This is a genomic window from Accumulibacter sp. (genome assembly GCF_023806625.1).
Classification (GTDB): domain Bacteria; phylum Pseudomonadota; class Gammaproteobacteria; order Burkholderiales; family Rhodocyclaceae; genus Accumulibacter.
In genome coordinates, this window is record NZ_JAMTDX010000098.1 from 43313 (window position 1) to 66137 (window position 22825).

General features: G+C 68.7%; 23 protein-coding genes. 6 read left to right on the plus strand and 17 right to left on the minus strand.

All coding sequences use genetic code 11. The features are described 5' to 3' along the window. Positions 1–4: 4 nt before the first annotated feature. From NFW05_RS15875 to mltG, 4 genes are all read right to left on the minus strand, one after another. Positions 5–370: a PilZ domain-containing protein gene (locus tag NFW05_RS15875; protein WP_295309129.1), complete on the minus strand. Its 366-nt coding sequence runs from the start codon at positions 368–370 to the stop codon at positions 5–7. A gap of 90 nt (positions 371–460) precedes the next feature. Continuing rightward, complete coding sequence (holB, locus tag NFW05_RS15880; RefSeq protein ID WP_295309132.1) at positions 461–1504, minus strand: DNA polymerase III subunit delta'; 1044 nt, start codon at positions 1502–1504, stop codon at positions 461–463. After that, positions 1501–2136 (minus strand): dTMP kinase, encoded by a 636-nt coding sequence (gene tmk / locus NFW05_RS15885; protein WP_295309135.1) that lies wholly within the window; start codon positions 2134–2136, stop codon positions 1501–1503. Before tmk ends, holB begins: the two co-directional genes overlap by 4 nt. Further along, positions 2133–3134 (minus strand): endolytic transglycosylase MltG, encoded by a 1002-nt coding sequence (gene mltG / locus NFW05_RS15890; protein WP_295309138.1) that lies wholly within the window; start codon positions 3132–3134, stop codon positions 2133–2135. The genes tmk and mltG overlap by 4 nt, the downstream gene beginning before the upstream one ends. 197 nt (positions 3135–3331) lie before the next feature. Here mltG and NFW05_RS15895 point away from each other — a divergent pair, with 197 nt between their 5' ends. Further along, complete coding sequence (locus NFW05_RS15895) at positions 3332–4369, plus strand: folate-binding protein (RefSeq protein ID WP_295309141.1); 1038 nt, start codon at positions 3332–3334, stop codon at positions 4367–4369. 94 nt (positions 4370–4463) lie between these two features. Then, positions 4464–5246, plus strand: a complete 783-nt coding sequence (locus tag NFW05_RS15900) for an NRDE family protein (RefSeq protein ID WP_295309144.1) — start codon at positions 4464–4466, stop codon at positions 5244–5246. On the opposite strand, the gene NFW05_RS15905 is transcribed toward NFW05_RS15900, so the two are convergent. The 4 genes from NFW05_RS15905 to NFW05_RS15920 all read right to left on the minus strand — a co-directional run bounded on the left by NFW05_RS15905 (position 5216) and on the right by NFW05_RS15920 (position 7678). Next, positions 5216–5698 carry a L,D-transpeptidase gene (locus NFW05_RS15905; RefSeq protein ID WP_295309147.1) on the minus strand — a complete coding sequence of 161 codons (483 nt, stop codon included), beginning with the start codon at positions 5696–5698 and terminating at the stop codon, positions 5216–5218. The genes NFW05_RS15900 and NFW05_RS15905 overlap by 31 nt on opposite strands. Then, on the minus strand, positions 5656–6162 hold the full coding sequence (gene tadA / locus NFW05_RS15910; protein WP_295309150.1) for a tRNA adenosine(34) deaminase TadA: 507 nt from the start codon (positions 6160–6162) through the stop codon (positions 5656–5658). The genes NFW05_RS15905 and tadA overlap by 43 nt, the downstream gene beginning before the upstream one ends. 84 nt (positions 6163–6246) lie before the next feature. After that, entirely contained in the window at positions 6247–6621 is a 375-nt protein-coding gene (locus tag NFW05_RS15915; RefSeq protein WP_295309153.1) for a CZB domain-containing protein, read from the minus strand. Between the two features lie 130 nt (positions 6622–6751). Beyond that, on the minus strand, positions 6752–7678 hold the full coding sequence (locus tag NFW05_RS15920) for a LysR family transcriptional regulator (RefSeq protein WP_295309155.1): 927 nt from the start codon (positions 7676–7678) through the stop codon (positions 6752–6754). Positions 7679–7779: 101 nt separating this feature from the next. Here NFW05_RS15920 and NFW05_RS15925 point away from each other — a divergent pair, with 101 nt between their 5' ends. Together NFW05_RS15925 and ettA are read left to right on the plus strand one after the other, a co-directional pair. Continuing rightward, positions 7780–8556 carry a ferredoxin--NADP reductase gene (locus tag NFW05_RS15925; RefSeq protein WP_295309197.1) on the plus strand — a complete coding sequence of 259 codons (777 nt, stop codon included), beginning with the start codon at positions 7780–7782 and terminating at the stop codon, positions 8554–8556. A 135-nt stretch (positions 8557–8691) separates the two neighbouring features. Beyond that, entirely contained in the window at positions 8692–10359 is a 1668-nt protein-coding gene (gene ettA, locus NFW05_RS15930) for an energy-dependent translational throttle protein EttA (RefSeq protein WP_295309158.1), read from the plus strand. On the opposite strand, the gene NFW05_RS15935 is transcribed toward ettA, so the two are convergent. The 4 genes from NFW05_RS15935 to NFW05_RS15950 form a co-directional block, all read right to left on the minus strand. Then, positions 10356–11021, minus strand: a complete 666-nt coding sequence (locus NFW05_RS15935) for a hypothetical protein (RefSeq protein ID WP_295309161.1) — start codon at positions 11019–11021, stop codon at positions 10356–10358. The two genes, ettA and NFW05_RS15935, sit on opposite strands and share 4 nt — an antisense overlap. Before the next feature lie 85 nt (positions 11022–11106). Beyond that, on the minus strand, positions 11107–13296 hold the full coding sequence (locus tag NFW05_RS15940) for a YgiQ family radical SAM protein (protein ID WP_295309163.1): 2190 nt from the start codon (positions 13294–13296) through the stop codon (positions 11107–11109). Between the two features lie 10 nt (positions 13297–13306). Next, positions 13307–14002 carry an RES family NAD+ phosphorylase gene (locus tag NFW05_RS15945; RefSeq protein WP_295309200.1) on the minus strand — a complete coding sequence of 232 codons (696 nt, stop codon included), beginning with the start codon at positions 14000–14002 and terminating at the stop codon, positions 13307–13309. Then, the gene (locus NFW05_RS15950; protein ID WP_295309165.1) at positions 13993–14424 is read right to left on the minus strand and encodes an MbcA/ParS/Xre antitoxin family protein; all 432 of its coding nucleotides are present in this window, start codon (positions 14422–14424) and stop codon (positions 13993–13995) included. Before NFW05_RS15950 ends, NFW05_RS15945 begins: the two co-directional genes overlap by 10 nt. A gap of 302 nt (positions 14425–14726) precedes the next feature. Between NFW05_RS15950 and NFW05_RS15955 the strand changes: the two genes are divergently transcribed. Beyond that, positions 14727–17039 (plus strand): TonB-dependent receptor, encoded by a 2313-nt coding sequence (locus tag NFW05_RS15955; RefSeq protein ID WP_295309168.1) that lies wholly within the window; start codon positions 14727–14729, stop codon positions 17037–17039. A 37-nt stretch (positions 17040–17076) separates the two neighbouring features. Here NFW05_RS15955 and NFW05_RS15960 read toward each other — a convergent pair whose 3' ends face one another. The 5 genes from NFW05_RS15960 to NFW05_RS15980 form a co-directional block, all read right to left on the minus strand. Then, on the minus strand, positions 17077–17805 hold the full coding sequence (locus NFW05_RS15960) for a queuosine precursor transporter (protein ID WP_295309170.1): 729 nt from the start codon (positions 17803–17805) through the stop codon (positions 17077–17079). 96 nt (positions 17806–17901) lie between these two features. Then, positions 17902–19071 (minus strand): ABC transporter permease, encoded by a 1170-nt coding sequence (locus tag NFW05_RS15965; protein ID WP_295309173.1) that lies wholly within the window; start codon positions 19069–19071, stop codon positions 17902–17904. Beyond that, positions 19068–20228, minus strand: a complete 1161-nt coding sequence (locus NFW05_RS15970) for an ABC transporter permease (RefSeq protein WP_295309176.1) — start codon at positions 20226–20228, stop codon at positions 19068–19070. Before NFW05_RS15970 ends, NFW05_RS15965 begins: the two co-directional genes overlap by 4 nt. Positions 20229–20264: 36 nt before the next feature. Next, entirely contained in the window at positions 20265–20987 is a 723-nt protein-coding gene (locus tag NFW05_RS15975) for an ABC transporter ATP-binding protein (protein WP_295309179.1), read from the minus strand. After that, positions 20984–22264: an efflux RND transporter periplasmic adaptor subunit gene (locus tag NFW05_RS15980; RefSeq protein WP_295309182.1), complete on the minus strand. Its 1281-nt coding sequence runs from the start codon at positions 22262–22264 to the stop codon at positions 20984–20986. Before NFW05_RS15980 ends, NFW05_RS15975 begins: the two co-directional genes overlap by 4 nt. Before the next feature lie 277 nt (positions 22265–22541). Between NFW05_RS15980 and rpsO the strand changes: the two genes are divergently transcribed. Beyond that, positions 22542–22811 (plus strand): 30S ribosomal protein S15, encoded by a 270-nt coding sequence (gene rpsO, locus NFW05_RS15985; RefSeq protein ID WP_295309185.1) that lies wholly within the window; start codon positions 22542–22544, stop codon positions 22809–22811. Positions 22812–22825: the final 14 nt, after the last annotated feature.

Below are 22825 nucleotides of genomic sequence, written 5' to 3' on the forward strand. Positions count from 1 at the left end.
GCGATCAGAGCGTGTGCGTCGGACGCTGCGCCTGCATCACCCCGCCGAGCAGAGCCTCGATCCGTCGCCGCGCCTCGCTGCCCGCTTCATCGCTCTTGAAGTGCACACCGATTCCCTGCGCCTTGTTGTTCTGCGCACCGGCCGGCGTGACCCAGACGACCGTCCCGGCGATCGGCAGTTTGGCCGGATCGTCCATCAGCGACAGCAGCATGAAAACGTCGTCCCCGAGATTGTAGCCGCGGCTCGTCGGGATGAAGATCCCGCCGTTGCGCAGCAGCGGCATGTAGGCCGCGTACAGCGCCGACTTCGAATTGATGTTCAGCGACAGGACGCTCGGCCGCGGGCCCCGCGGACCGTCTCCATCAGCCATGTCAACTCCTCAGCAACAGCGATTGGCGATCAGGCGCCCCGGAGCGCGTTCCCTTGCCCGTGCGCTGGTCCGCAACGGCGGCCACGCCGCTCAGGCGCGTGCGAAGACCTGCGCGTAAGCGATGAAGAAGTCTTCGAGGAACAACCGGCCATTGACCGGCTGCCGGCAGCTCAGGCGATATTCTAGCGCCTTTCGGTTGAACGCCAAGAGCCTGTGCGCGTCGGCAAGCTCGCCGACGCGCTGCAGCGCCGCGGCCTGATCGACGAAGTAGCGCGGGGACAAACCGGCTTTGGCCAGAACCAGGTCGAAAAGCCATTTCTGCACCCAGTCGAGCGTGCGTCTGAGTGCTGCCGGACGCTTGTCGGCCCTGACGGCCTGGTCGACGGCCGCCGCCGCGGCCAACGGCTCGACTTCGCTCCCGCGCGCCAGCTCGGCGAGAACCGCCTCGAGCAGAGCGCGCTCGCTGGTCGAGGCGAGGTCGCGCGCGAGCAGCGGCGAGCCGCCGCTGAGCGCCAGCCAGCGGTCCGGATCCCGGACCCCGGCCTCGTCGAGCCAGCGCCTGGCCAGCGCCGCCTCGGGGCGGCGCAGCGCGACGAGCTGGCAGCGGCTGCGGATCGTCGGCAGCAGCTGACTCGGCTCGTCCGACACGAGAAGGAACAGCGTCGAAGGAATCGGCTCCTCGAGCGACTTGAGCAGCGCGTTCGCCGTCGCACGGTTCATCGCTTCGGCGGGATGCAGCAGAACCACCCGCGCACCCTGGCGGTGCGTCCCGACGTGCAGGAAGTCGTCGAGCCCGCGCACCTGATCGATGGTGATCTGCTCGCTCGGCTTCTTCCTGCTCGTCTCGCCGTCCTGGCCGGCCGGAGCGGCGTCCGTCGCTGGCGCGAGCGCTTCCGGTTGAAGCAGGCGCAGGTCGGGATGATGGCCGTCGGCGACCCAGCCGCAGGCCAGACAGCGACCACAGGCCTCTCCCGACGCCGCCGGCCGCTCGCAGAGCAGCGCCGCGGCGAAGGCCAGGGCGAGCTCGAACTTGCCGATCCCGCGCTGTCCGCAGACGAGCAGCGCGTGCGGCAGCCGCTCGCGCCTGCGCTGCAGCTGCGCCCAGCTCACCGGATGCAGATCGATCGTTCTCATCGACAATGGCTGGCGATCGTTTCCTCGACGGTCCTGCCGACCGCCTCGGGCGACTGGCTCGCGTCGATCACCCGGATTCGCCACGGCGCTGCCGCCGCCCGCTCCAGATACGCGCGACGGACGCGTTCGTGGAATCCGGCCTGCTCGCGTTCGAAGCGGTCGAGGCTGCGCGCCTGCGCGGCGATCCGCTGGCCGGCGAGCGCTGCCGGCAGATCGAAGAGCACCGTCAGATCGGGCTGCAGATGCCCGTGCACCCAACTTTCGAGCTGCTCGAACTTGCCCCGGTCGAGGCCGCGCCCCCCGCTCTGGTAGGCGTAGGTGGCGTCGCTGAAGCGGTCGCAGAGAACCCAGTCGCCGCGCGCGAGAGCCGGCTCGACGAGCTGCGCGAGGTGCTCGCGACGCGCCGCGAACATCAGCAGCGCCTCGGTCTCGAGGTGCATCGACTCGCCGAGCAGCAGCCCGCGGAGCTTTTCGCCGAGCGCGGTGCCACCGGGCTCGCGGGTCGTCACGACACGCCGGCCGCGGCTGGTGATGAAGGCCGCAGCCGCGGCGAGATGGCTGCTCTTGCCGGCCCCGTCGATCCCTTCGAAGGTGATGAACCGGCCGCGCGGCGAATGCTGCTCCGAACTCACCGCTGGCCGCCCTTCTGGTAGCGGGTCACCGCGTCGTTGTGCTCGGCGAGCGTGCGCGAGAAGTGGCTGCTGCCGTCGCCGCGGGCGACGAAGTAGAGCGCGGCGCCGGGCGCCGGATTCAACGCCGCGCGCAGCGACGCGAGACCGACCATGGCAATCGGCGTCGGCGGCAGACCACGGCGGGTGTAGGTGTTCCACGGGGTATCGGCGAGCAGGTCGCGGCGACGCAGGTTGCCGTCGAAACCCGCCCCGATTCCGTAAATGACCGTCGGGTCGCTTTGCAGGGGCATCCCCGAGCGCAGACGGTTGACCAGGACGCCGGCGACCAGCGGCCGGTCGTCGGCGTGGCCGGTCTCCTTCTCGACCAGCGAGGCGATGACCAGCGCCTCGGCGGGACTGCGGTACGGCAGACCGGCGGTGCGCGCCGCCCACTCGCGCGCGAGATGGGCGTGCATCGCCCGGTAGGCCCGGGCGAGCAGATCGACATCGCTGCTGCCCCTGGCGAACAGGTAGGTATCCGGAAAGAACGCGCCCTCGGCGGGAATCCCGGCGGCGCCGATGCGCTGCATGATCTCCTCGTCGCCGAGACCGGCCGTATCGTGCCGGAGGTCCGGGTGAGCGTCGAGGCGCTCCCGCCACTGGCGGAAAGTCCACCCCTCGATCAGCGCCACCTCGGCCTGGTCGAAATCGCCCCGGGTCAGTTTCCTGAGCAGGTCGATCGGCGTCGTCCCGCGGCTGATCGCGTAGCTCCCGGCCTTGATCGACGACTCGACGCCGGTCAGACGGGCGAGCACGACGATCACCCAGCGGTCGAGATCGGCTCCGGCGGCGGCGATCTCGCGCAACGCCGCACGCAGACTGCTCCCCGGCTCGATGGTGAACTCGACCGTGTCGGCCGACAGGCCGATCGGCGCCCAGGTCAGCACGGCGAAGCCGGCTCCGGCAGAGGCCAGCGCCAGGAAGAGAATCGACAGCAGGCGACGAAGGAGTGGGCGCATCAGGGAGGCGCAGCCGCGGGCAGGCTGCTGCGCAACGGGAGAATGGTCGGCGACTGGGCCTATAATAGCCCAACGCTGCCTTCGTGAACCGACTGGCTGCGGCACGGCACCGCCGCCCGCGCCGGCTTCCCGAACCTTTCCCCGGATCGGTCACTCTACGGCATGGCCTCCTCCCCGACCAACGAGATGAGCGAACGATGAAATCGAACTGGCTGGACTTCCTTCGTGCCTCGGGCGCACGCATCGATCAGCAACTCGTCGCCGATTTCGGCGACCCCGCAGGCGAACTCGTCGCCGCGCAGGAGCAAACGATCTTCTCGCCGCTCTCTCACCTCGGGCTGATCGCGGTCAGCGGGCCGGAAGCGGCGGACTTTCTGCACAATCAGCTGACCAGCGACGTCCGCCACCTGCCCGGCGAAATGGCCCAGCATTCGGCGTGGTGCTCGGCCAAGGGACGGATGCTCGCCAGCCTGCTGGTTTTCCGGATCGGTCCCGACTACTTCCTCCAGCTTTCCGCCGACCTCGTCGAGCCGACGCTCAGGCGCCTGCAGATGTTCGTGCTGCGCAGCCGGCTGACCCTCGGCGATGCGTCCGACGAGGATGCGCGCGTCGGCGTGTCGGGACCCGGCGCCGAGACAGCCCTGCGCGCCGCCGGCCTGCCGGTCCCCGAACTGCCGCTGGCCGTCGCTGCTTTCCCGGCCGGGGTGGTCATTCGCCTCGATCGGACGCGCTGGGAAGTGGTCGTCGACTGCGACGCCGCGCCGATGGTCTGGCAGCAGCTGACCACCCGCGCGCGGCCCGCTGGAAGCCGCGCCTGGCAATGGCTCGACATCTGCCTGGGAGTACCGCTGATCACCGCCGCGACGAGCGAGGAGTTCGTCCCGCAGATGGCCGGTTTCGACCGGCTCGGCGCGCTGAGCTTTCGCAAGGGCTGCTACCCCGGCCAGGAAGTCGTCGCCCGCACGCAGTACCTCGGCAAGGTCAAGCGCCATCTCTACCGCGCACACTCCGCCGCGCCGCTGCTCCCGGGGCAGCTCGTCTATTCGCCGGCAAACCCGCAGCAGCACTGCGGCGTCGTCGCCAACGCCGCGCCGTCGCCCGCCGGCGGTCACGACGCACTGGTCGTCGCTCAGGACAACTTCGTTCCCGCCGGCGACGCCCAGCTCGAACTCGCCAGCCCCGGCGGCGCGGCGATCCGCGTCGGCCCGATGGTCGATGTCGCCAGTGCTCCCTGAGCGCGTCGTTGGGACCTGCTGACCGCGGCGTCACGGGCCTTGCGCGCAGGCCGAAGAGTGGCCGGGCGCCGGCATCGCTCGACGGGTCCCGCGGATGTGCCTGATCCTCGTCGCCTGGCAGGCCCACCCCGACTACCCGCTGGTCGTCGCGGCGAACCGCGACGAGTTCTTCAGCCGCCCCGCCGCGCCAGCCGCGTTCTGGGATGAAGCGCCGCAGGTCCTCGCCGGACGCGACCTCGAAGCCGGCGGCACCTGGCTGGGCGTCAGCCGCGGGCAGCGTTTCGCGGCGCTGACCAACTACCGCGAGGGAGGCCGACAGGTCACCGGTGCGCCCTCGCGCGGTGCGCTGGTCGCCGAATTCCTGACCGGCGGCGCCGACCCCGGCGACTATCTCGCGCAGGTCGACCGGCGCGCCGCGCAGTACAACGGCTTCAACCTCTTCGCCGGCGACGGCGATCGACTCGCTTACCTGAGCAACCGCAGCAACGGCGGAATCCGCTGGCTGCCACCCGGGATTTACGGGCTGTCCAATCACCTGCTCGACACCCCGTGGCCCAAGCTGGCCTCGGCGCGCGCAGCGTTCGCCGAAGCGCTCGCCGGACTGCCGGCCGAGACCCGGTTCTTCGAGCTGCTCGCCGACGACGAAATCGTCCCCGACGCGCACCTTCCCGAAACCGGCGTCCCGCTCGCCTGGGAGCGCATCCTCTCGGCGGTCTTCGTCCGCTCGCCGAACTACGGCACGCGCGCGTCGACGCTGCTGACCCGCCATCGCGACGGGCGCATCCTCCTCCGCGAGCGCAGCTTCGACGCTGCCGCGCAGCCGGCCGGGGAGGTCTGCGAGGCCTTTCAGTCCGCGGAGATGTCGACCAGCGTGTAGGGCGGAACGAGGTCGAAGAGCTCGACGATGTCGGCGTTGTGCATGCGGATGCAGCCGATCGATCCCGGGCGACCCATCGGTGCACTGTCCGGGCTGCCGTGGATGTAGATGTAGCGGCGCATCGTGTCGACGCAGCCGAGCCGGTTCCGCCCCGGCTCGCAGCCCGACAGCCAGAGGATCCGGGTCAGGATCCAGTCGCGCCGCGGAAAACGCGCGGCGAGTTCGGGCGAATAGACCTCGCCGTTTGGCCGGCGACCGACGAAAACGGTATTCATCGGCTGTCCGGCACCGATCTTCGCGCGCACCAGGTGCCTGCCGCGCGGCGTGCACAGGCTGTCGCGCATCTCTCCGGGGCCGCGGGTCGCCGTGGACACCGCGTAGCGGCGAACGAGTTGCCCGGCGTCGTCACTCAGGTCGAGAGTCTGCCGGGCAATGGAAATTCCGATATGCATGTCTGATCCCCGCTGGCGCCGCGCCGCTCGGCAAAGAACGCCGAGAGCACCCGCCCGCACTCGACGGCGAGGACGCCGCCGACGACGCGCGTGTGATGGTTCAGGCGCGGCACGGCAAAGAGATCGACGACGCTGCCATGCACGCCGGTCTTCGCGTCACGCGCGCCATAGACGAGCCGCGAAATCCGCGCCTGGAGCAGCGCCCCGGCACACATCGCGCATGGTTCGAGCGTGACGAACAACTCGCATCCCGGCAGCCGGTAGTTGCCGAGCCTGCGCGCGGCGTCGCGCAGCGCGGCGATTTCGGCGTGCGCCGTCGGATCCTGCTCGCCGATCGGCGAATTGAAACCTCGCCCGATGATCTCGCCGTCGCGGACGACGACCGCGCCGACCGGCACTTCGCCGAGACACTCGGCCGCCCGGGCCAGCGAAAGCGCCTCGCGCATGAAAAACTCGTCGTTCATCGCCGCATTCTAGCGCAGGCGGCGGCCGCTTCCCCGCCCGGCCTGAAGCACACCGCGCAGCGCCCGCGACCGGCTCGCGCCGGGCTACAGCCGATCGCCGCGCAACCGGCTCTGCCAGGCCCGCAAGGCCATCGCCAGCTTGCCCGAGAGCGTCACGTAATCACCGTAGAGCAGCGCGTAGGCGTCGGCCGACCGCCCCTCGGCGGCGAGTTCGATGACCCGCGCGGCCATCTCGTGGAATTCGCCGTGCACGCGGTCGACTTCCCGATACGTCTCCGCTTCTCGGTCGGCGCTCGACAAGCCTGGCCCGCACAGCCATCGGCCCAGGTCGCAGCGGTCGCTCGCCCGCAGGTCGACGGCGGCGATGTCCGGGCGCGCCTCGAGCACCGCCCGGGACAGTTCGACCATCCAGCGCGCGTGCGCGCCGATCGCCTCCTCGATTTCCGTCTCGATACTCAAGTCGCCACCTCCCCGGCGGCTCCGGAAGACCGGCGATTATACTGCGTCCGCCGGCTCCTGCACGGGTTCGCCTTCGCGCAAGGCGATTGCCCGAAGGCGATCGGCCCTGGCCTGCGCACTGGAACGAGCCTCACGGAATCAGCGACCACTCGATCTGGTCGCTGCGCTCGACTCCGTCGGTCAGCGCGCGGCACAGAGCGACCAACTCGCGCATCCCCGCGGTGCGGAACTTCCGGGTGTGCCAGACGAAGTGGAAATGCCGGCGCAGGTCGAGTTCGGGCGTCTCGATCGGCGCCAGACTGCCACGCCGGAAAGCCTCGCGCAGCGCCAGGCGCGAGATGCAGGCGACGCCGAGGCCAAACTCGACGGCGCGCTTGATCGCCTCGGTATGCTCGAGTTCGAGCCGGATGTTCAGCGGCCGGAGGACATGGCGGAGAGCCTGATCGAGCGTTTCCCGCGTCCCCGAGCCGGGTTCGCGGACGATCCAGTCCTCGCCGGCGAGTTCGCCGACGGTCGCCGAGCCGCGCCTCGCCAGCGGATGATCCGGCGCAGCGAAGACCACCAGCTCGTCGGCGACCCACGATTCGACGTGCAGGTCAGGATGATGGCAGTGGCCCTCGATCAGCCCGAGATCGAGCTCGTGTCGCGCGAGCAGCTCGACGATCGTCGCCGTGTTATGGACGCGAAGCTGGACCTCGCTTTCCGGGTGTCGACGGAGGAAATCGGCGACGATCAGCGTCGCCAGATAATTGCCGATGGTCAGCGTCGCGCCGATGCGCAGCCTTCCGTAGCCGGCGCGCCCCTCGAGCGCGCTTTCGAGCGCCTGCGCGCGCTCGATCAGCTCGACCGCTTCGGGGAGCAGCGCTTGCCCGAGTTCGTTGAGCCGCAGCGACTTGCCGAACCTGTCGAAGAGTTGCGTGTCGAATTGTCGTTCGAGCTCGCCGAGCGCCGCACTGGCCGCCGATTGCGACAGCGCGAGTTCGTCGGCCGCGCGCGAGACGCTTTCGTGCCGGGCGATGGCGACGAAGACGGCGATCTGCCGCAGGCTGAAGCGCATAGTGACTCTTCCGATAGTTCTTATTCAAACAATCTGCTTTGCGGATACTAGCATCGGCAACTACGATCAGCCGGTTTCCGGAACACAAGATGGCCAACCTGATGAGCACCTTCTCCGCCCAGAAAGTCCTGTCGGTCCACCACTGGAACGACAGCCTGTTCAGCTTCCGCACCACCCGCGACCCGGGCCTGCGTTTCCTCAACGGGCAGTTCGTGATGATCGGACTGCCGCAGCAAGGCAAGCCGCTGAGCCGCGCGTACAGCATCGCCAGCGCCAATCACGACGAATTTCTCGAGTTCCTGAGCATCAAGGTGCCCGGCGGCCCGCTGACCTCGAAGCTCCAGCACCTCGCCGTCGGTGACGAGGTCGTCGTCAGCCGCAAGCCGACCGGCACGCTCGTCCTGCGCGACCTGCGTCCGGGCGAGCACCTCTACCTGCTGGCCACCGGGACCGGTCTCGCACCGTTCATCAGCCTGATCCAGGATCCCGAGACCTGGGAGCGCTTCGCGAAGGTCGTGCTGATCCATGGCGTCCGGCGAGTCGCCGACCTCGCCTACCGCGAGTTCATCAGCGAGGACCTGCCGCAGCACGAGTTCTTCGGTGATCTCGTCCGCAACCGGCTGATCTACTACCCGACGGTCACCCGCGAGCTCTTCGTCCATCAGGGGCGGATCACCGAACTGATCGACAGCGGGCGCCTGTCCGCCGACATCGGCCTGCCGCCGCTCGACCCGACGCGCGACCGGGCGATGGTCTGCGGCAGTCCGGCGATGATCCGCGACTGTTGCGCGGTGCTCGACTCGCGCGGCTTCAAGGTCTCGCCGTACATCGGCGCGCAGGGAGACTACCTGATCGAACGCGCCTTCGTCGACAAGTAGGCCGGCCGCGCCGAAGACCGTTTCACGGGGATACGCGGGCGAGTACCGCTGCTCGCCGCGACTCGGGTAGACTTGGCGCCTGCGCGGCACGCCGTCACGTGCCGGCCGATGCTCACCCGTTTGCGACCGACCGCCATGGCTCAATACGTTTTCACGATGAACCGCGTGGGCAAGATCGTCCCGCCCAGGCGGCAGATCCTCAAGGACATCTCGCTCTCCTTCTTCCCCGGCGCGAAGATCGGGCTGCTCGGGCTCAACGGCTCGGGCAAGTCGACGGTCCTGCGGATCATGGCCGGGGTCGACAGGGACATCGTCGGCGAGGCGACGCCGATGCCCAACCTGAAGATCGGCTATCTGCCGCAGGAACCGTGGCTCGACCCGGACCTGACGGTCCGCCAGGAGGTCGAGTCCGGCCTCGGTGAGGCCTTTGCCGCGCAGGCGAAGCTCGAGGCCATCTACGCCGCGTACGGCGAACCCGACGCCGACTTCGACGCGCTCGCCGAAGAGCAGGCGCGGCTCGAAGCGATCATCGCGACCAGCGGCGCCGACCTCGAAAACCAGCTCGAAGTCGCCGCCGACGCGCTGCGCCTGCCGCCGTGGGACGCTCCGGTCGGTCAGCTCTCGGGCGGCGAGAAGCGGCGCGTCGCACTATGCCGGCTGCTGCTCTCGAAGCCGGACATGCTGCTGCTCGACGAACCGACCAACCACCTCGACGCCGAATCGGTCGACTGGCTCGAGCAGTTCCTCGTCCGCTTCCCGGGAACCGTCGTCGCGGTGACCCACGACCGCTACTTCCTCGACAACGCCGCCGAATGGATCCTCGAACTCGACCGCGGCCACGGAATCCCGTGGAAAGGCAACTACTCGAGCTGGCTCGAACAGAAGGAAGCACGGCTCGAGGTCGAGGCGCGCCAGGAAGCCGGCCGGATCAAGGCGATGAAGCAGGAACTCGAATGGGTGCGGCAGAACCCGAAGGCTCGCCAGGCGAAGAGCAAGGCCCGACTGTCGCGCTTCGACGAACTGTCGAGCGTCGAATACCAGAAGCGCAACGAGACGCAGGAGATCTTCATCCCGGTCGGCGACCGGCTCGGCGACAAGGTCATCGAGTTCCGCGAGGTCAGCAAGTCTTTCGCCGACCGCCTGCTGATCGACCGGCTGAGTTTCGCCGTCCCGCCCGGAGCGATCGTCGGGATCATCGGCCCGAACGGCGCCGGCAAGTCGACGCTCTTCCGGATGATCATCGGCCAGGAGAAGCCGGATTCGGGCGCGATCGAAATCGGCAGCACGGTCAGGCTCGCCTACGTCGACCAGAGCCGCGACTGCCTCGACCCCGACCGGACGGTCTTCGAGGAGGTCTCGGGCGGCGCCGACCTGCTCACCGTCGGCAAGTACGAGACGCCGGCACGCGCCTACATCGGCCGCTTCAACTTCCGCGGCACCGACCAGCAGAAGCGCGTCGGCCAGCTCTCGGGCGGCGAGCGCGGCCGACTGCATCTGGCCCGGATGCTCATCACCGGCGGCAACGTCCTGCTCCTCGACGAACCGTCGAACGACCTCGACGTCGAGACGCTGCGCGCGCTCGAGGAAGCCTTGCTCGAATTCGCCGGCAGCGTGCTGGTCATCTCGCACGACCGCTGGTTCCTCGACCGAATCTGCACGCACATCCTGGCCTGTGAAGGCGACTCGCAGTGGAGCTTCTTCGCCGGCAACTACCACGAGTACGAAGACGACAAGAAGCGCCGCCTCGGCGAGGAGGCGGCGAAGCCGAAACGGATCCGCTACCGGCCGATCAGCCGCGGCTAGATTTCGCCGCGCAGCACCCGCGCTTCCGACTCGGTGAGCGCGATCTCGCGGCTCTTGGTCAGCCAGTACGCGGCAAAGGCGAAGATCCCGGCCGCCTCGACGTAGAAGACCAGCGAGCCGTACTGGCGGAAGAGCGTATTGACCAGCCAGGCGATCGCCGGCGAGACGATCATCAGCACGGCGAGAACCTGATAGCGGCGGCGGTAACGCGCCTGGACTTCGGGATCCTCGAGCAGGCGCAGCGTGTCAGGCGAACAACGCACACAGACGAAAGCGATGCACACGAAGAAGAGGATCGCACAACTGCCGTGCAGCGAGAGCTTCGCGCACGACTCACCGCAGGCCCACTCCATCGGGAAGATTGCGATGCCCAGGGCCATCACTCCGGCGAAGTTCAGAACGTAGTTCTCGATCCGGCTGTAGCCCTTATATAGGTAGAGGAAGACGCCGACCGCGAAGAGAATGCCGACGAACCAGTCGCGCATCGACCGGCCATCGACCGTCGCGTGGTAGTACGCGCTCATCGAGTCCTGCAGCGGCAGCCCGACGTAGATCCGCCCACCGATCCAGAGCAGGAACGGGAAGCAGACGGCGATCACCGCCACGCCGATGCGCAGCGACAGGTAGGTACCCAGGACGTGCTTGTCGAGACGGTCGTTCATCGTTCTGTTCTCCGGGCTTCGGGTGGATCATCGCCGGCCGGCGTCCGCGCAGCCGACGGCAAACGCCGCAGGTCTTGCTGTCAGTCTAGTCGATCCGCCCGGGCCGCGCCGGCCGGCGCACGCCGCGGGTCGATCCGCCTGGCCGCGAAGCGCTCCCCGGACTGGCCTTCGCGGCGCCGACGACGCTCTTCCCGGTGCCTGGCGGCTGGTAATGCGGAACGAGATGCTGGCGGCCGTTGCCGATCAGCTCGGCGCGACCCATTCGCCGCAGCGCCTCGCGGAGCAGCGGCCAGTTGTCCGGGTCGTGGTAGCGCAGGAAGGCCTTGTGCAGCCGACGCTCGGCCGCCGAGCGCGCGGTCTCGACGACCTCGGAGCCGGCGGCGACCTTGCGCAGCGGGTTGCGCCGGCTGTGGTACATCGCCGTCGCCAGCGCCAGAGGCGTCGGCAGGAAGGTCTGCACCTGGTCGAGCCGGAACTGGTTGCGCTTGAGCCAGAGCGCGAGACGGAGCATGTCCTCGTCGGTCGTCCCGGGGTGCGCGGCGATGAAGTACGGGATCAGGTACTGCTCCTTGCCGGCCTCCTTCGAGTACTTCTCGAACAACGCGCGGAACTCGTCCCAGGCGGCGATCCGCGGCTTCATCATGTATGAAAGCGGCCGTTCCTCGGTGTGTTCGGGGGCGACCTTGAGGTAACCGCCGACGTGGTGGGTGACCAGTTCGCGAACGTAGCGCGGGTCGCGAACGGCAAGGTCGTAGCGCAGCCCCGAGGCAATCAGCACCTTCTTCACTCCGGGAACGGAACGCGCCTTGCGGTAGAGTTCGACGAGCGGCGCGTGGTCGGTGTTCAGGTTGGCGCAGATCCCCGGGTAGACGCACGAAAGCCGGCGGCACGCCGACTCGATCTGCGGATCGCGGCAGGCCATCCGGTACATGTTCGCCGTCGGCCCGCCGAGGTCGGAGATCACCCCGGTGAAACCCGGAGTCCGGTCGCGGATCTCCTCAATCTCGCGGACGATCGACTGCTCGGAGCGGCTCTGGATGATCCGCCCCTCGTGCTCGGTGATCGAGCAGAAGGTGCAGCCGCCGAAGCAGCCGCGCATGATGTTCACCGAGAAGCGGATCATCTCGAACGCCGGGATCCTCGCCTCGCCGTACGCCGGATGCGGCCGGCGCTGGAAAGGCGAGGCGAAGACGCCGTCGATCTCCGCCGTGCTCAGCGGGATCGGCGGCGGGTTGAGCCAGACATCGCGTGCGCCGTGCGCCTGGATCAGCGCCCGCGCGTTGCCCGGGTTCGCTTCGAGATGGAAGACGCGCGAGGCGTGCGCATAGAGTACCGGGTCAGTGGCGACCTGCTCGTACGCCGGCAGGCGGATCGCCGTCCTTGCCCGGTCGATCGTCGCCCGGCGGCGCAGCCCGCCGAAGTCGACGGAAATCGGCTGCTCGCGCGGCGCGGCTTCCCTCGCGCAGTCCGCTCCACTGCCGGTGGTCGCCGCATAGGGATCGGCGTGCCGCACCGGCGGACCGGGCGCGTCGACCACCGTCGAGTCGACCTCGACCCAGTCGTCGCCCGGCAGCCAGCCGCGCGCAACCATGAACGCCGTTCCGCGCAGGTCGCGGATCCCGCCGATCGGCTCGCCGGCGGCGAGCCGGTGCGCGAGTTCGACGACCGCGCGCTCGGCGCTGCCGTAGATCAGCAGGTCGGCCTTCGAGTCGGGCAGCACCGACCGGCGTACCTTGTCCGACCAGTAGTCGTAGTGCGCGATCCGGCGCAGGCTCGCCTCGATCGAACCGATCACCACATTGACGCCGGCGTACGCCTCGCGGCAGCGCTGCGCGTAGACGACGACCGCCCGGTCCGGGCGCCGGTCGGGTGCGCCGTCGGGCGTGTAGGCGTCGTCCGAACGCGGCTTGCGGTCGGCCGTGTAGCGGTTGACCATCGAGTCCATGTTCCCGGCGGTGACCCCGAAGAACAGCTTCGGCCGGCCGAGCGCGCGAAACGCATCGGCCGACCGCCAGTCCGGCTGGCTGATGATCCCGACGAGGAAGCCCTGCGCCTCGAGCAGGCGACCGATCAGCGCCATGCCAAAGCTCGGGTGGTCGACGTACGCGTCGCCGCTGACGATGATCACGTCGCACGCATCCCAGCCGAGATCGTCCATCTCGGCGCGCGACATCGGCAGGAAAGGCGCGACGCCGAAGCGGCTCGGCCAGTACTTGCGGTACGAGAACAGCGGGCGCGGCGCCGCGGCGGCGGGACTGTGGGCAGGGCAATTCACGGCGGCCCCCTCAGGCGATCCGGGAGAACTCGAAGATCGAGTCGATCGCCCGGCCGTTCCAGCGGTATTCGAGATACGCCGAATGCCGGCAGTTGCCGAGCAGCCGTGGCGAGAACGCGGCAAGGCACTGGCCGTCGTCGCGGCGCACCGAAGGATAGACGACACCCGGCAAACCGGCCTCGCGCACTCGCCGGCCGAGCGCCTGCGCCGCGCGGTATTCGGCGCGGTCGAGGATCGCCGGGTCGCTGACCGCGGCGTCGCGCAGGTCGGCGACCTCGCCGGCGGCAGTGACCGAGTACAGACGCATCGACAGCTTCATCGGCGCCTGACTGGTCGCCGCGAGAAAGCGCGCCGAGTGATACGCGGTCTCGGCGATCGCCGTCGGCGTCTCGCGAGCGCAGTAGAAGACGCCGTACGATCCGTCGCTGAAGCGGCTGCCGAGCGGATTGCGGTGGGTGAACGCGGCCATGATCGGCCCGCTGCCCGGGCCAAAGACGCGCTCGGCGCGCGGCACGAGTTCGATCTGCCCGACCTCGTCGCGCAGCCGGTCGTTGGTCAGCGCCTCGAGCGCGTAGAGCGCGTCGAAGTCCTCGGCCGAGGCGACGCGCTCGAAGACGTTGATCGCCGGATAACGGCTCGGAATCACCCGCCAGGCGGGGTTCCAGTCGAGCCGCGCAGTCGGCAGCAGCGGCTCGCTCACGCCCAGCCGCCGCGCATCGCGTCGAGATACTGGCGCACGACGAGCAGGTCGCCGACGTTGCCGCCGAGCATCCGCTCGAGCGCGCTGCGCCCGCCGAAGATCGCCGCCTCGTTCGGCCTGCGCACCCAGCCGTCGGCCGCTTCGGCCTCGGGCAGCAGGATCTGCAGCGCCTTGTAGATCCCGAGCAGGTACGAGAGGCGTTCGACCGTGTCGCGGCTCGGCCGCGCGTCGGCCGGTGCCGACTTCCACTTGAAGAAGGTCGAACGCCCCGGCGAACCGAGCAGGACGATCTGCTCCTCGACGCTCAGCCGCCAGTCGCGGGCGATGTTGAAGAAGGTCCGCAGCCCGGCCGCGGACATTTCCCTGATCCCCGGTTGCGCCACCTGCCGGATCATCTGCCGCGCCGGCGCTGCGCCAGTCCTGGTCATCTGCGTCTCCCTGTAAGCGACGACGCGTATTTTAGTCCACTTCTGGACTGGTGACCAGCGCAGCGGACGATCACCGCCTTCTGCCGCTGGCCCGACAACCGCCTCGCGCTGTCGGGAGGGCGCGGCTGCGCCAAGCGGCGGTGTTGCGGCGATCGATTGCCGCCGAAGCGACCAGGCTCCGCAAGCGCGGCGCCAGGCGGACCCGTGGCCGAATGTCGCGCGACATCGTGTCACATTCCGCCGGTCGCGCTGCGCTGCGAGAATCGACGCCCGCACATTGCTGAACGAACGAGGAGGAGGAAATGAGTTTCCGGATCAGTCGAGTGGCCGCGGCGCTGGCCGTACTCGGCAGCGGCGGGATGGCGCCGCTGGCCGCTGCCGACGGCGCAGCCGGAAGCGCCGCTGACCAATCGGCCGAGTCCTCGACGGTGATCGTCAGGGAAAGCCGCGTGCAACCGATTCCGGTGGCGAGCCAGGTTGGCGACGAGACGATGCAGACCCTGCGCCCGTCGACCAGCGACACGGCAAGCCTGCTGCGCGGCGTTCCGGGCGTGCAGATGCGCGAGGCCGGCGGAGTCTCGAGCCTGCCGGTGCTCCGCGGCCTGGCCGACGACCGCAACCGGATCGTCGTCGACGGGATGGACCTGATCTCGTCGTGTCCGAACCACATGAACCCGCCGCTTTCGTACCTCGACCCGACCGGCGTCGGCAAGCTGCGCGTCGTCGCCGGAGTGACGCCGGTGAGCATCGGTGGCGACAGCATCGGCGGGACGATCATCGCCGAGTCGCTGGCTCCGCGCTTCGCTTCGCCCGGCGAGCCGGTGCTGGCCAGCGCTGAGATCGGCGCGTTCTACCGGAGCAACGGCAATGCCCGCGGCGGCAACCTGTCGGCAGGGATCGCCAACGACAACCTCAGCGCCAGCTTCAGTGCGGCGATCGCCAAAGCGGACAACTACACGGCCGGCGGCAACTTCAAGAACTTCGACGCCACCGGCAACCCGGGACACACGCTGGCCCGCGACGAGGTCGGGTCGTCGGCGTACGAAGCGCGCAACTACCAGGTCGCGCTCGCCTACCGGCAGCGTGAGCAGCTCGTCGAGTTCAAGTACGCCTACCAGGACATCCCCGAGCAGCTCTTCCCCAACCAGCGGATGGACATGCTCGGCAACACCCAGAACCGCTTCAATCTGCGCTACCTCGGCGAGTTCGACTGGGGCCAGCTCGAGGCACGCGCGTACTACGAGACGGTCGACCACCTGATGGACTTCGGTCCCGACAAGCGCTTCTACTACGGAATGGCGTCCGGCACCGGCTATCCCTGTTCGCCAATCAGCGCGACCTGCGCCGCGGGAATGCCGATGAAGACCGAAAGCAGGAACACCGGGGTCACCGTGCGCGCCGACGTCAATCTCGGGGCCAGCGACCTGCTGCGCGTCGGCGGCCTGTACCAGCACTACTGGCTCGACGACTCCTGGCCGCCTTCGGGGAGCGGCATGTGGCCGCAGACCTTCGAGAACATCAACGACGGAACGCGCGACCGTCTGGCGATCTTCGGCGAATGGGAATCGCGGCTCGACGCGCGCTGGACGACGCTGCTCGGACTGCGCTACGAGCGCGTGACGACCGATGCCGGGCCGGTGCAGGGGTACGACCCGAACATGAACTTCATGGGCATGGGCATGATGCGCATGTACAGCAACCAGCAGGCCGACGCTGCGGCGTTCAACGCACAGGATCGCCGGAAGACCGACAACAACTGGGACCTGACCGCCCTCGCCCGTTACGCGGCCGACGCGCAGACCGATCTCGAATTCGGGGTGGCCCGCAAGACCCGCTCGCCGAACCTCTACGAGCGCTACACCTGGTCGACCTGGTCGATGGCCGCGGTGATGAACAACCTCGTTGGCGACGGCAACGGCTACTACGGCAACGTCGACCTCAACCCCGAGGTCGCGTACACCGTCTCGGCGTCGGTCGACTGGCATGCCGCCGACCGCAGCTGGCGAGTCAAGGCGACGCCGTACTATACGCGGGTCAACGACTACATCGACGCGATCCGCTGCAGCAACAGAACGACCTGCGCGCCACCGAACGCGACGACGACCAACCAGTTCGTCGTCCTGCAGTACGCGAACCAGTCGGCCGAACTCTACGGCATCGACCTGTCCGGCGAACTCCCGCTGGCGGCGACCCGCTTCGGCGACTTCGCGCTCAACGGCGTGATCTCCTACACCTACGGGAAGAACCTCGACACCGGCGACGGCCTGTACAACATCATGCCGTTCAACGCCCGGCTGGTACTGACGGAGCGCGTCGGCGGCTGGGACAACGCGCTCGAGTTCGTCGGCGCCAGCGCCAAGAACCACCTCTCCGACGTGCGCAACGAAATCGGCACGCCCGGCTACGGCCTCGTCAACCTGCGCACCAGCTACTCGTGGAAGCAGGCGCGCATCGACTTCGGTGTCGAGAACCTGTTCGACAAGCTCTACTACCTGCCGCTCGGCGGGGCCTACACCGGCCAGGGAACGACGATGATGCTGAACGGGGTTCCCTGGGGGATCGCGGTTCCCGGCGTCGGACGTTCGATCTATGCTGGAGTGAGCTTCAAGCTCTAGCGCCACCGGTGCGCTGAACGCCCGGTAGGCCGGGCGTTCAGGCCTTCAGGCTGAACGGCGTGAAGTCGGTGTCGAAGTCGTAATAGTCTTCGTGCTCGGCGCGCTTGAGCGCTGCGACGATCTTGTAGGTCAGCGGAGTGAACAGCACTTCGACCATCACCTTGGCGACGAACTGCGACAGCATGACTTTCCAGAGAATCTCGTCGGGGATCAGCCCCGAACCGTAGAAGGCCAGCGGGTAGAAGAGCAGCGAGTCGACGCCCTCGCCGACGATCGTCGAGCCGATCGTCCGCGTCCACAGCCACCGGCCGCGGGTCATCACCTTCATCCGGGCGAGTATGTACGAATTGACGAACTCGCCGCAGAAGAACGCGGTCAGCGAGGCGAGGACGATTCGCCAGGTCGATCCGAAGGCGATCTCGTACGCCGGCTGGTTCTGCCACTCGGGAGCCGGTGGCAGCGCAACGACGACCCAGGCCATCAGCGAGGCAAAGGCCATCGCCGCGAAGCCGGCCCAGATCACCTTCCTCGCCCGCGCGTAGCCGTACACCTCGGTGAGAATGTCGCCGAAGATGTACGAGATCGGGAAGAACAGCGCACCCGCACCGAAGGTCACCGGACCGATCAGCGGCAGCGTCAGCTGTGCGGCCTTGGCCGGGCCGATCAGGTTCGAGCACAGGTAGACCGCGACGAAAGCGGCCATCACCAGGTCGTAGTAGCGGTAGCCGCGCGCAGGCGGCGTCCGGGGTGCTTGGGAAAGCGGCATCGGCGGCTTTATACCAGAAAGGCGGGTAGAAAAGCGGAAAAAACGGGGACAGACCCCATTTTCGCTACGCGGAAATGGGGTCTGTCCCCGTTTTTTTCAGGCTTGACGAAGGCAATCGACGATGCTCAGGCGAGCGGCCCGCCAAGCGGGGATGAAGCCGCCGGCGAGGCCCATGAGCAGGGCGAAGGCGAGCGTCTGCGCGGCGATCGACGGGGTCATCGTGAACCGGAAGGCGAGTTCGGAAAAGGTCTGGAAGTTGGTCGTCGATACGCTGACCACCTGCATCAGGCTCGCCGCGGCCAGTCCGACCACACCGCCGGCGAGCGAGAGCAGCAGCGCCTCGGCAAGGAAGGCGACGAGGACGGCGCCGCGGCGAAAGCCGATCGCGCGCAGCGTGCCGATTTCGGCGACGCGCTGGGCGACGGCGGCGAACATGGTGATCATCGCGCCGACGATCGCGCCGATCGAGAAAATCACCGAGAGCACGGTGCCGAGGATCGAGATGAACGTCGCCAGCGCCTCGCTCTGCTCGGCGTAGAAGCGAATCTCGGGCTTGGCCTCGACACCGAGCCGCGGGTCTGCGTCGATCAGCGCGCGCATGCGCTCGAAGCCGGATTCGTCGGCCAGGCGAAAGACGATCGTCGAGAACGCGCGCCGGCGAAACGCCTGCATCATCTGCTCGGCGTCGCCCCAGATCTCCGAGTCGAAACCGCTACCTCCACCGTCGAGGACGCCGACGACGGTCCATTCGCGCCCGGCGAAGCGCAGCGTCTCGCCGAGCCCCACCCCCGCAAAGCCTTCGGCGATCGATCGACCGGCGACGATTTCACTCGTCCCGACGCGGAACATGCGCCCGGAAGTGAGGCGCACCTGCGGCCTGAGTTCGAGACCGATCTCTGAAGTGCCGCGGACGGTGACGTTACTCGGCTTGCCGCTGCCGCGCTTCGGGAGGTTGTTCAGCGCGACCGGTTCGCTGCTCGCCAGGCGCCGGCCGAGCGCGTCGGTGGCGATTCCAGGCAGGCTGGCGACGATCGCCGCCTGCTCGCGCGAGATGACCGAGTTGATCTCCGCGCCGGCGCCCTTGCGCAGGACGACGACGTTGTCCGGCTGACCGGTGGCGACCAGCGTCACGCGGATGCCCTCGCTCATCATCAGGACGGTCGCGAAAACGTAGACGACGAGCGCCATGCCCAGCGCGGTGAGCGCGGCGGTCACCCGGCGCACGCGGAGGTTGCGCGCGACGTAACTCAGCGGCACGGCCCTCACGCGACCTGCCTCAGACCCGAGACGATGTCCAGCCGGCTGATCCGCCACGCCGGCCAGGCGGAGGCGACGCCGCCGATGACCAGCGCAGCGAGCAGCTGCAGCCCGACGGTCAGGTGGGAAACCTGGAACACCGCGAACAGCGTGCCCGTCGCGCGGCCGACGAGTGCGGCCAGCGGGAAGGTCGCGGCGACCCCGGCCAGACCGCCAGCGATGGCGATCAGCAGGCTCTCGGCGATCAGCAGGCGGGAGACGAAAGCCGGCGTGAAGCCGAGTACGCGCAGCGTCGCGTACTCGGCGAGCCGCTCGCGCGCGGTCATGGCCATCGTGTTGGCCATCACCGCCATGATGATCACGATGATGATCAGACTCACCGCCTCGATGGCCACGAGGATCGCCTCGCTCATCGAAACGAAACTCAGCTGGAAGGCCTTCTCGGTCTCGGTCAGCGTCTCGGCGAGCGAGTTGCGGAACAGCGCGTCGATGCGTTGCGAGATCGCTGCGGCTTCGCTGGCGTCGTCAATGCCGACGATGAACACGCCGACGGTGTCCGAACTGCCGGGCCCCGCCCGTTTGCGCGCCGACTCCCTGAGGTACTTCCAGTGGAAGAACATCTGCTGCTCATCGGTGCTCGGCTCGGCTCCGTCGTAGATCCCGCGCAGCGGGAAGGTCCACGTCCCCGGATAGATCGTCCCGCGCAGCGGGATCTGGTCGCCGACTTTCCAGCCGAATTTGTCGGCGAGCTTGCGCCCGACGATCGCCCCCTGGCGGTCGCGCAGGAAGGCCTGCTTCTGGTCGTCGGCGAGCCCGTACTCGGGGTACAGCGCGAGATAGCTCTCCGGATCGACGGCGAACTGCGGGAAGAAGTTGCGCTCGGTGATGTACACGCCGCCGAACCAGTTGGCCCACGACAGGCCGCTGACCCCGGCGACACCCCGGATCCGTTCGGCGTAGCTCAGTGGCAGTGTGAAGGTCAGCGAGATCGCGTTGCGCGTCACCAGCCGCGTGCTCGCCGAGGCTTCGACCCCCGCGTACCAGGCGTCGACGAGCGTCCGCAGCAGCCCGAAGGCGCTGATCGCGACGACCAGGCCGACGAGCGTCAGCAGGCTGCGCAGCCGATGCCGCAGACAGTTCTTGAGGAGCAGGCGCAGCAGCAGCATGGTCCTGGGCAGCGGCGTCGGTCGAAGCAGCCGCGTTCAGTGTCCGCCGGCCGCGGGACCATCGACCAGCACGCCCTTCTCGAGATGCACGAGACGCTCGGCGCAGGCGGCCGCCTTAGGGTCGTGGGTGACCATGACGATCGTCTTGCCGAGCCGGCGGTGCAGGTCACCGAGCAGCGCGAGGATCTCGGCGCCGGTCACCCGGTCGAGATCGCCGGTCGGTTCGTCGGCGACGATCAGTTGCGGGTCGGTGACCAGCGCGCGGGCGATCGCGACGCGCTGCTGCTGCCCGCCCGAGAGTTCGTTCGGGTAGTGGTCGGCGCGGTCGGTGAGGCGGACCATGGCCAGCGCCGAGGCGACGTGCTCGTGCCGCTCGCGACGCGTCAGTGGCGCGAGCAACAGCGGCAGTTCGACGTTCTCGGCCGCGCTGAGCACCGGCAGCAGGTTGTAGAACTGGAAGATGAAGCCGACGTGGGCCGCCCGCCAGTCGGCGAGTTCGCCTTCACCGAGCTGCGCGATGTCCACGCCGGCGATCTCGATCCGTCCGCCGTCGGGCTTGTCGATGCCGGCGATCAGGTTGAGCAGCGTGCTCTTGCCTGACCCGCTCGGACCCATCAGGGCGATGAACTCGGCTCGCTGGACGTCGAGGTCGACGCCCTGGAGCACCGGGATCGTCTGCGTCCCGCGCCGGTACGCGCGCGAAAGCGCACGGATGCGGATCAGCGGCGCGGCCGCCGCCAGGTTCCGGCCGGCATTCACTTGGCGCTGGGCTTCACTGCCGAACCCGCGCGCAGCCCTGCGGGCGGGTCGAGGACGAGCTTGTCGCCCGAGCTGAGCTCGACGCCGTCGGCGACGCTGACTTCGACGAGATCGCCGAGCTTCCGCCCACGGCGCACCGCGACGACCTCGACCGTCCCGCCGGGGACCAGACGCAGGACCTCGGTCCGGCCGTCGCGCTCGCGCAAGGCCTGCGGATTGACGGCGAGGACCGGCCTGAAGTCGTCCTCGCCGGGCGGACGCGAGAGGAAGCTCGCCCGCGCGCTCATCTCCGGGAGGATCCGCGGATCGAGCCGGTCGAACTGGATCTTGGTCATCACCGTCGCCTTGGCCCGGTCGACGGTCGGCACGATGCTCGCGACCCGGCCGCTGAAACGCGCGTCGGGCAGCGCGTCGAGGACGATCTCCACCGGCTGGCCGACGGCCACCTTGCCGATGTTGCTCTCCGAGACGTCGGCCTCGACTTCGAGCGTGCTCATGTCGGCCATCGTGACCACCGCGCCCTGCGTGCCGGCGGCGTTCGAGAACGGCGTGATGATGTCGCCGACGTTGGCGTTCTTGACCAGCACGACACCGTCGAACGGTGCGCGGATCTGCGTGAAGTCCTCGTTGACCGCCTGGATCTTGAGCTGGGCGACCGCCTGCTCGCGCCCGGCGACGGCCTGAGCCAGCGCCGCCTGCGCCGCTGCCAGCGCGGCCTGAGCGGCGTTCGCGCGCTTTCTCGCTCCGTCCACGGCCTGTGCCGAGACGAAGCCCCGCCCCTCGAGACCGAGCGTGCGCTGCAGGTCGGCAGCGGCGTTCACTTCCTCGACCTCGGCCTGGCGGAGCAGCGCGGCAGCCTGGCGCTGTCCGGCTTCGGCCTGACGAACCGCCGCCTGCGCGGCGCCGATCGCCGCGTCGACGTCGCTCGCGTCGAGGCGGGCGATGACCTCGTCCTTGCGCACGACCGACCCTTCGCGAACGCGCAGGTCGATCAGCCGGCCGGTGGCTTTCGAGGCGACGGCCGCCCGCCTCTGCGCGACGACGTAGCCCGACGCGACGAGCTCGACGTACTGCTGTGACGGGGTGCTGACGAGCACGCTGGTCACGCGCACCTCGGGTGTCCGCGGCATCAGAAGGAAACCGGCGAGCGCGAGCACGACGAGGCCGGCGATCAGCGCCGGCCAGCGGCGGCGCGGGCGCCTGGCGGCCGGCTCGCAACGCGCGATGTGCAGTTGCTGGAGCGCCGGTGAGAGCGAGTCGGATTCGGGTTCGGTCATCGGGCGAGGCGCGCTCCGGGCAGGTGTCGAACAAGGCGCGGGTCAGGCTGGCGCCGCCCGCGGCGCCGCGAGTATCGACGGCCACAGCCGACCGCGTCAAGCGGGCTGGCCGCGAATCTGCTCGCCCGATCGGCGGGCGACGCGCGGCTTGCCGCCCATCGGGCGAGCAGTTAGAATCGCGGGCTCGCTTCGCCAAGCGACAAGACTGCAGGTTCATCAATCGGGCGCTGGCTCTATCAAACCGGGGCGACGCCGCTTTCCAGAAAGAGAGTTTGACATGGCGATCAGTGTTGCGCAGAAAGCGCAAATCATGGCCGATTATCAGCGCGCCCCGGGCGACACCGGCTCGTCGGAGGTCCAGGTGGCTTTGCTGACCGCGCGCATCAACGACCTCACCGGCCACTTCAGGGAACACAAGAAGGACAACCACTCGCGTCGCGGCCTGTTGCGCATGGTCAGCCGTCGGCGCAAGCTGCTGGATTACCTCAAGCAGACCAACGTTGATTCGTACCGTACGCTGATCCAACGTCTCGGCCTGCGCAAGTAGACCTGCTCACCGAT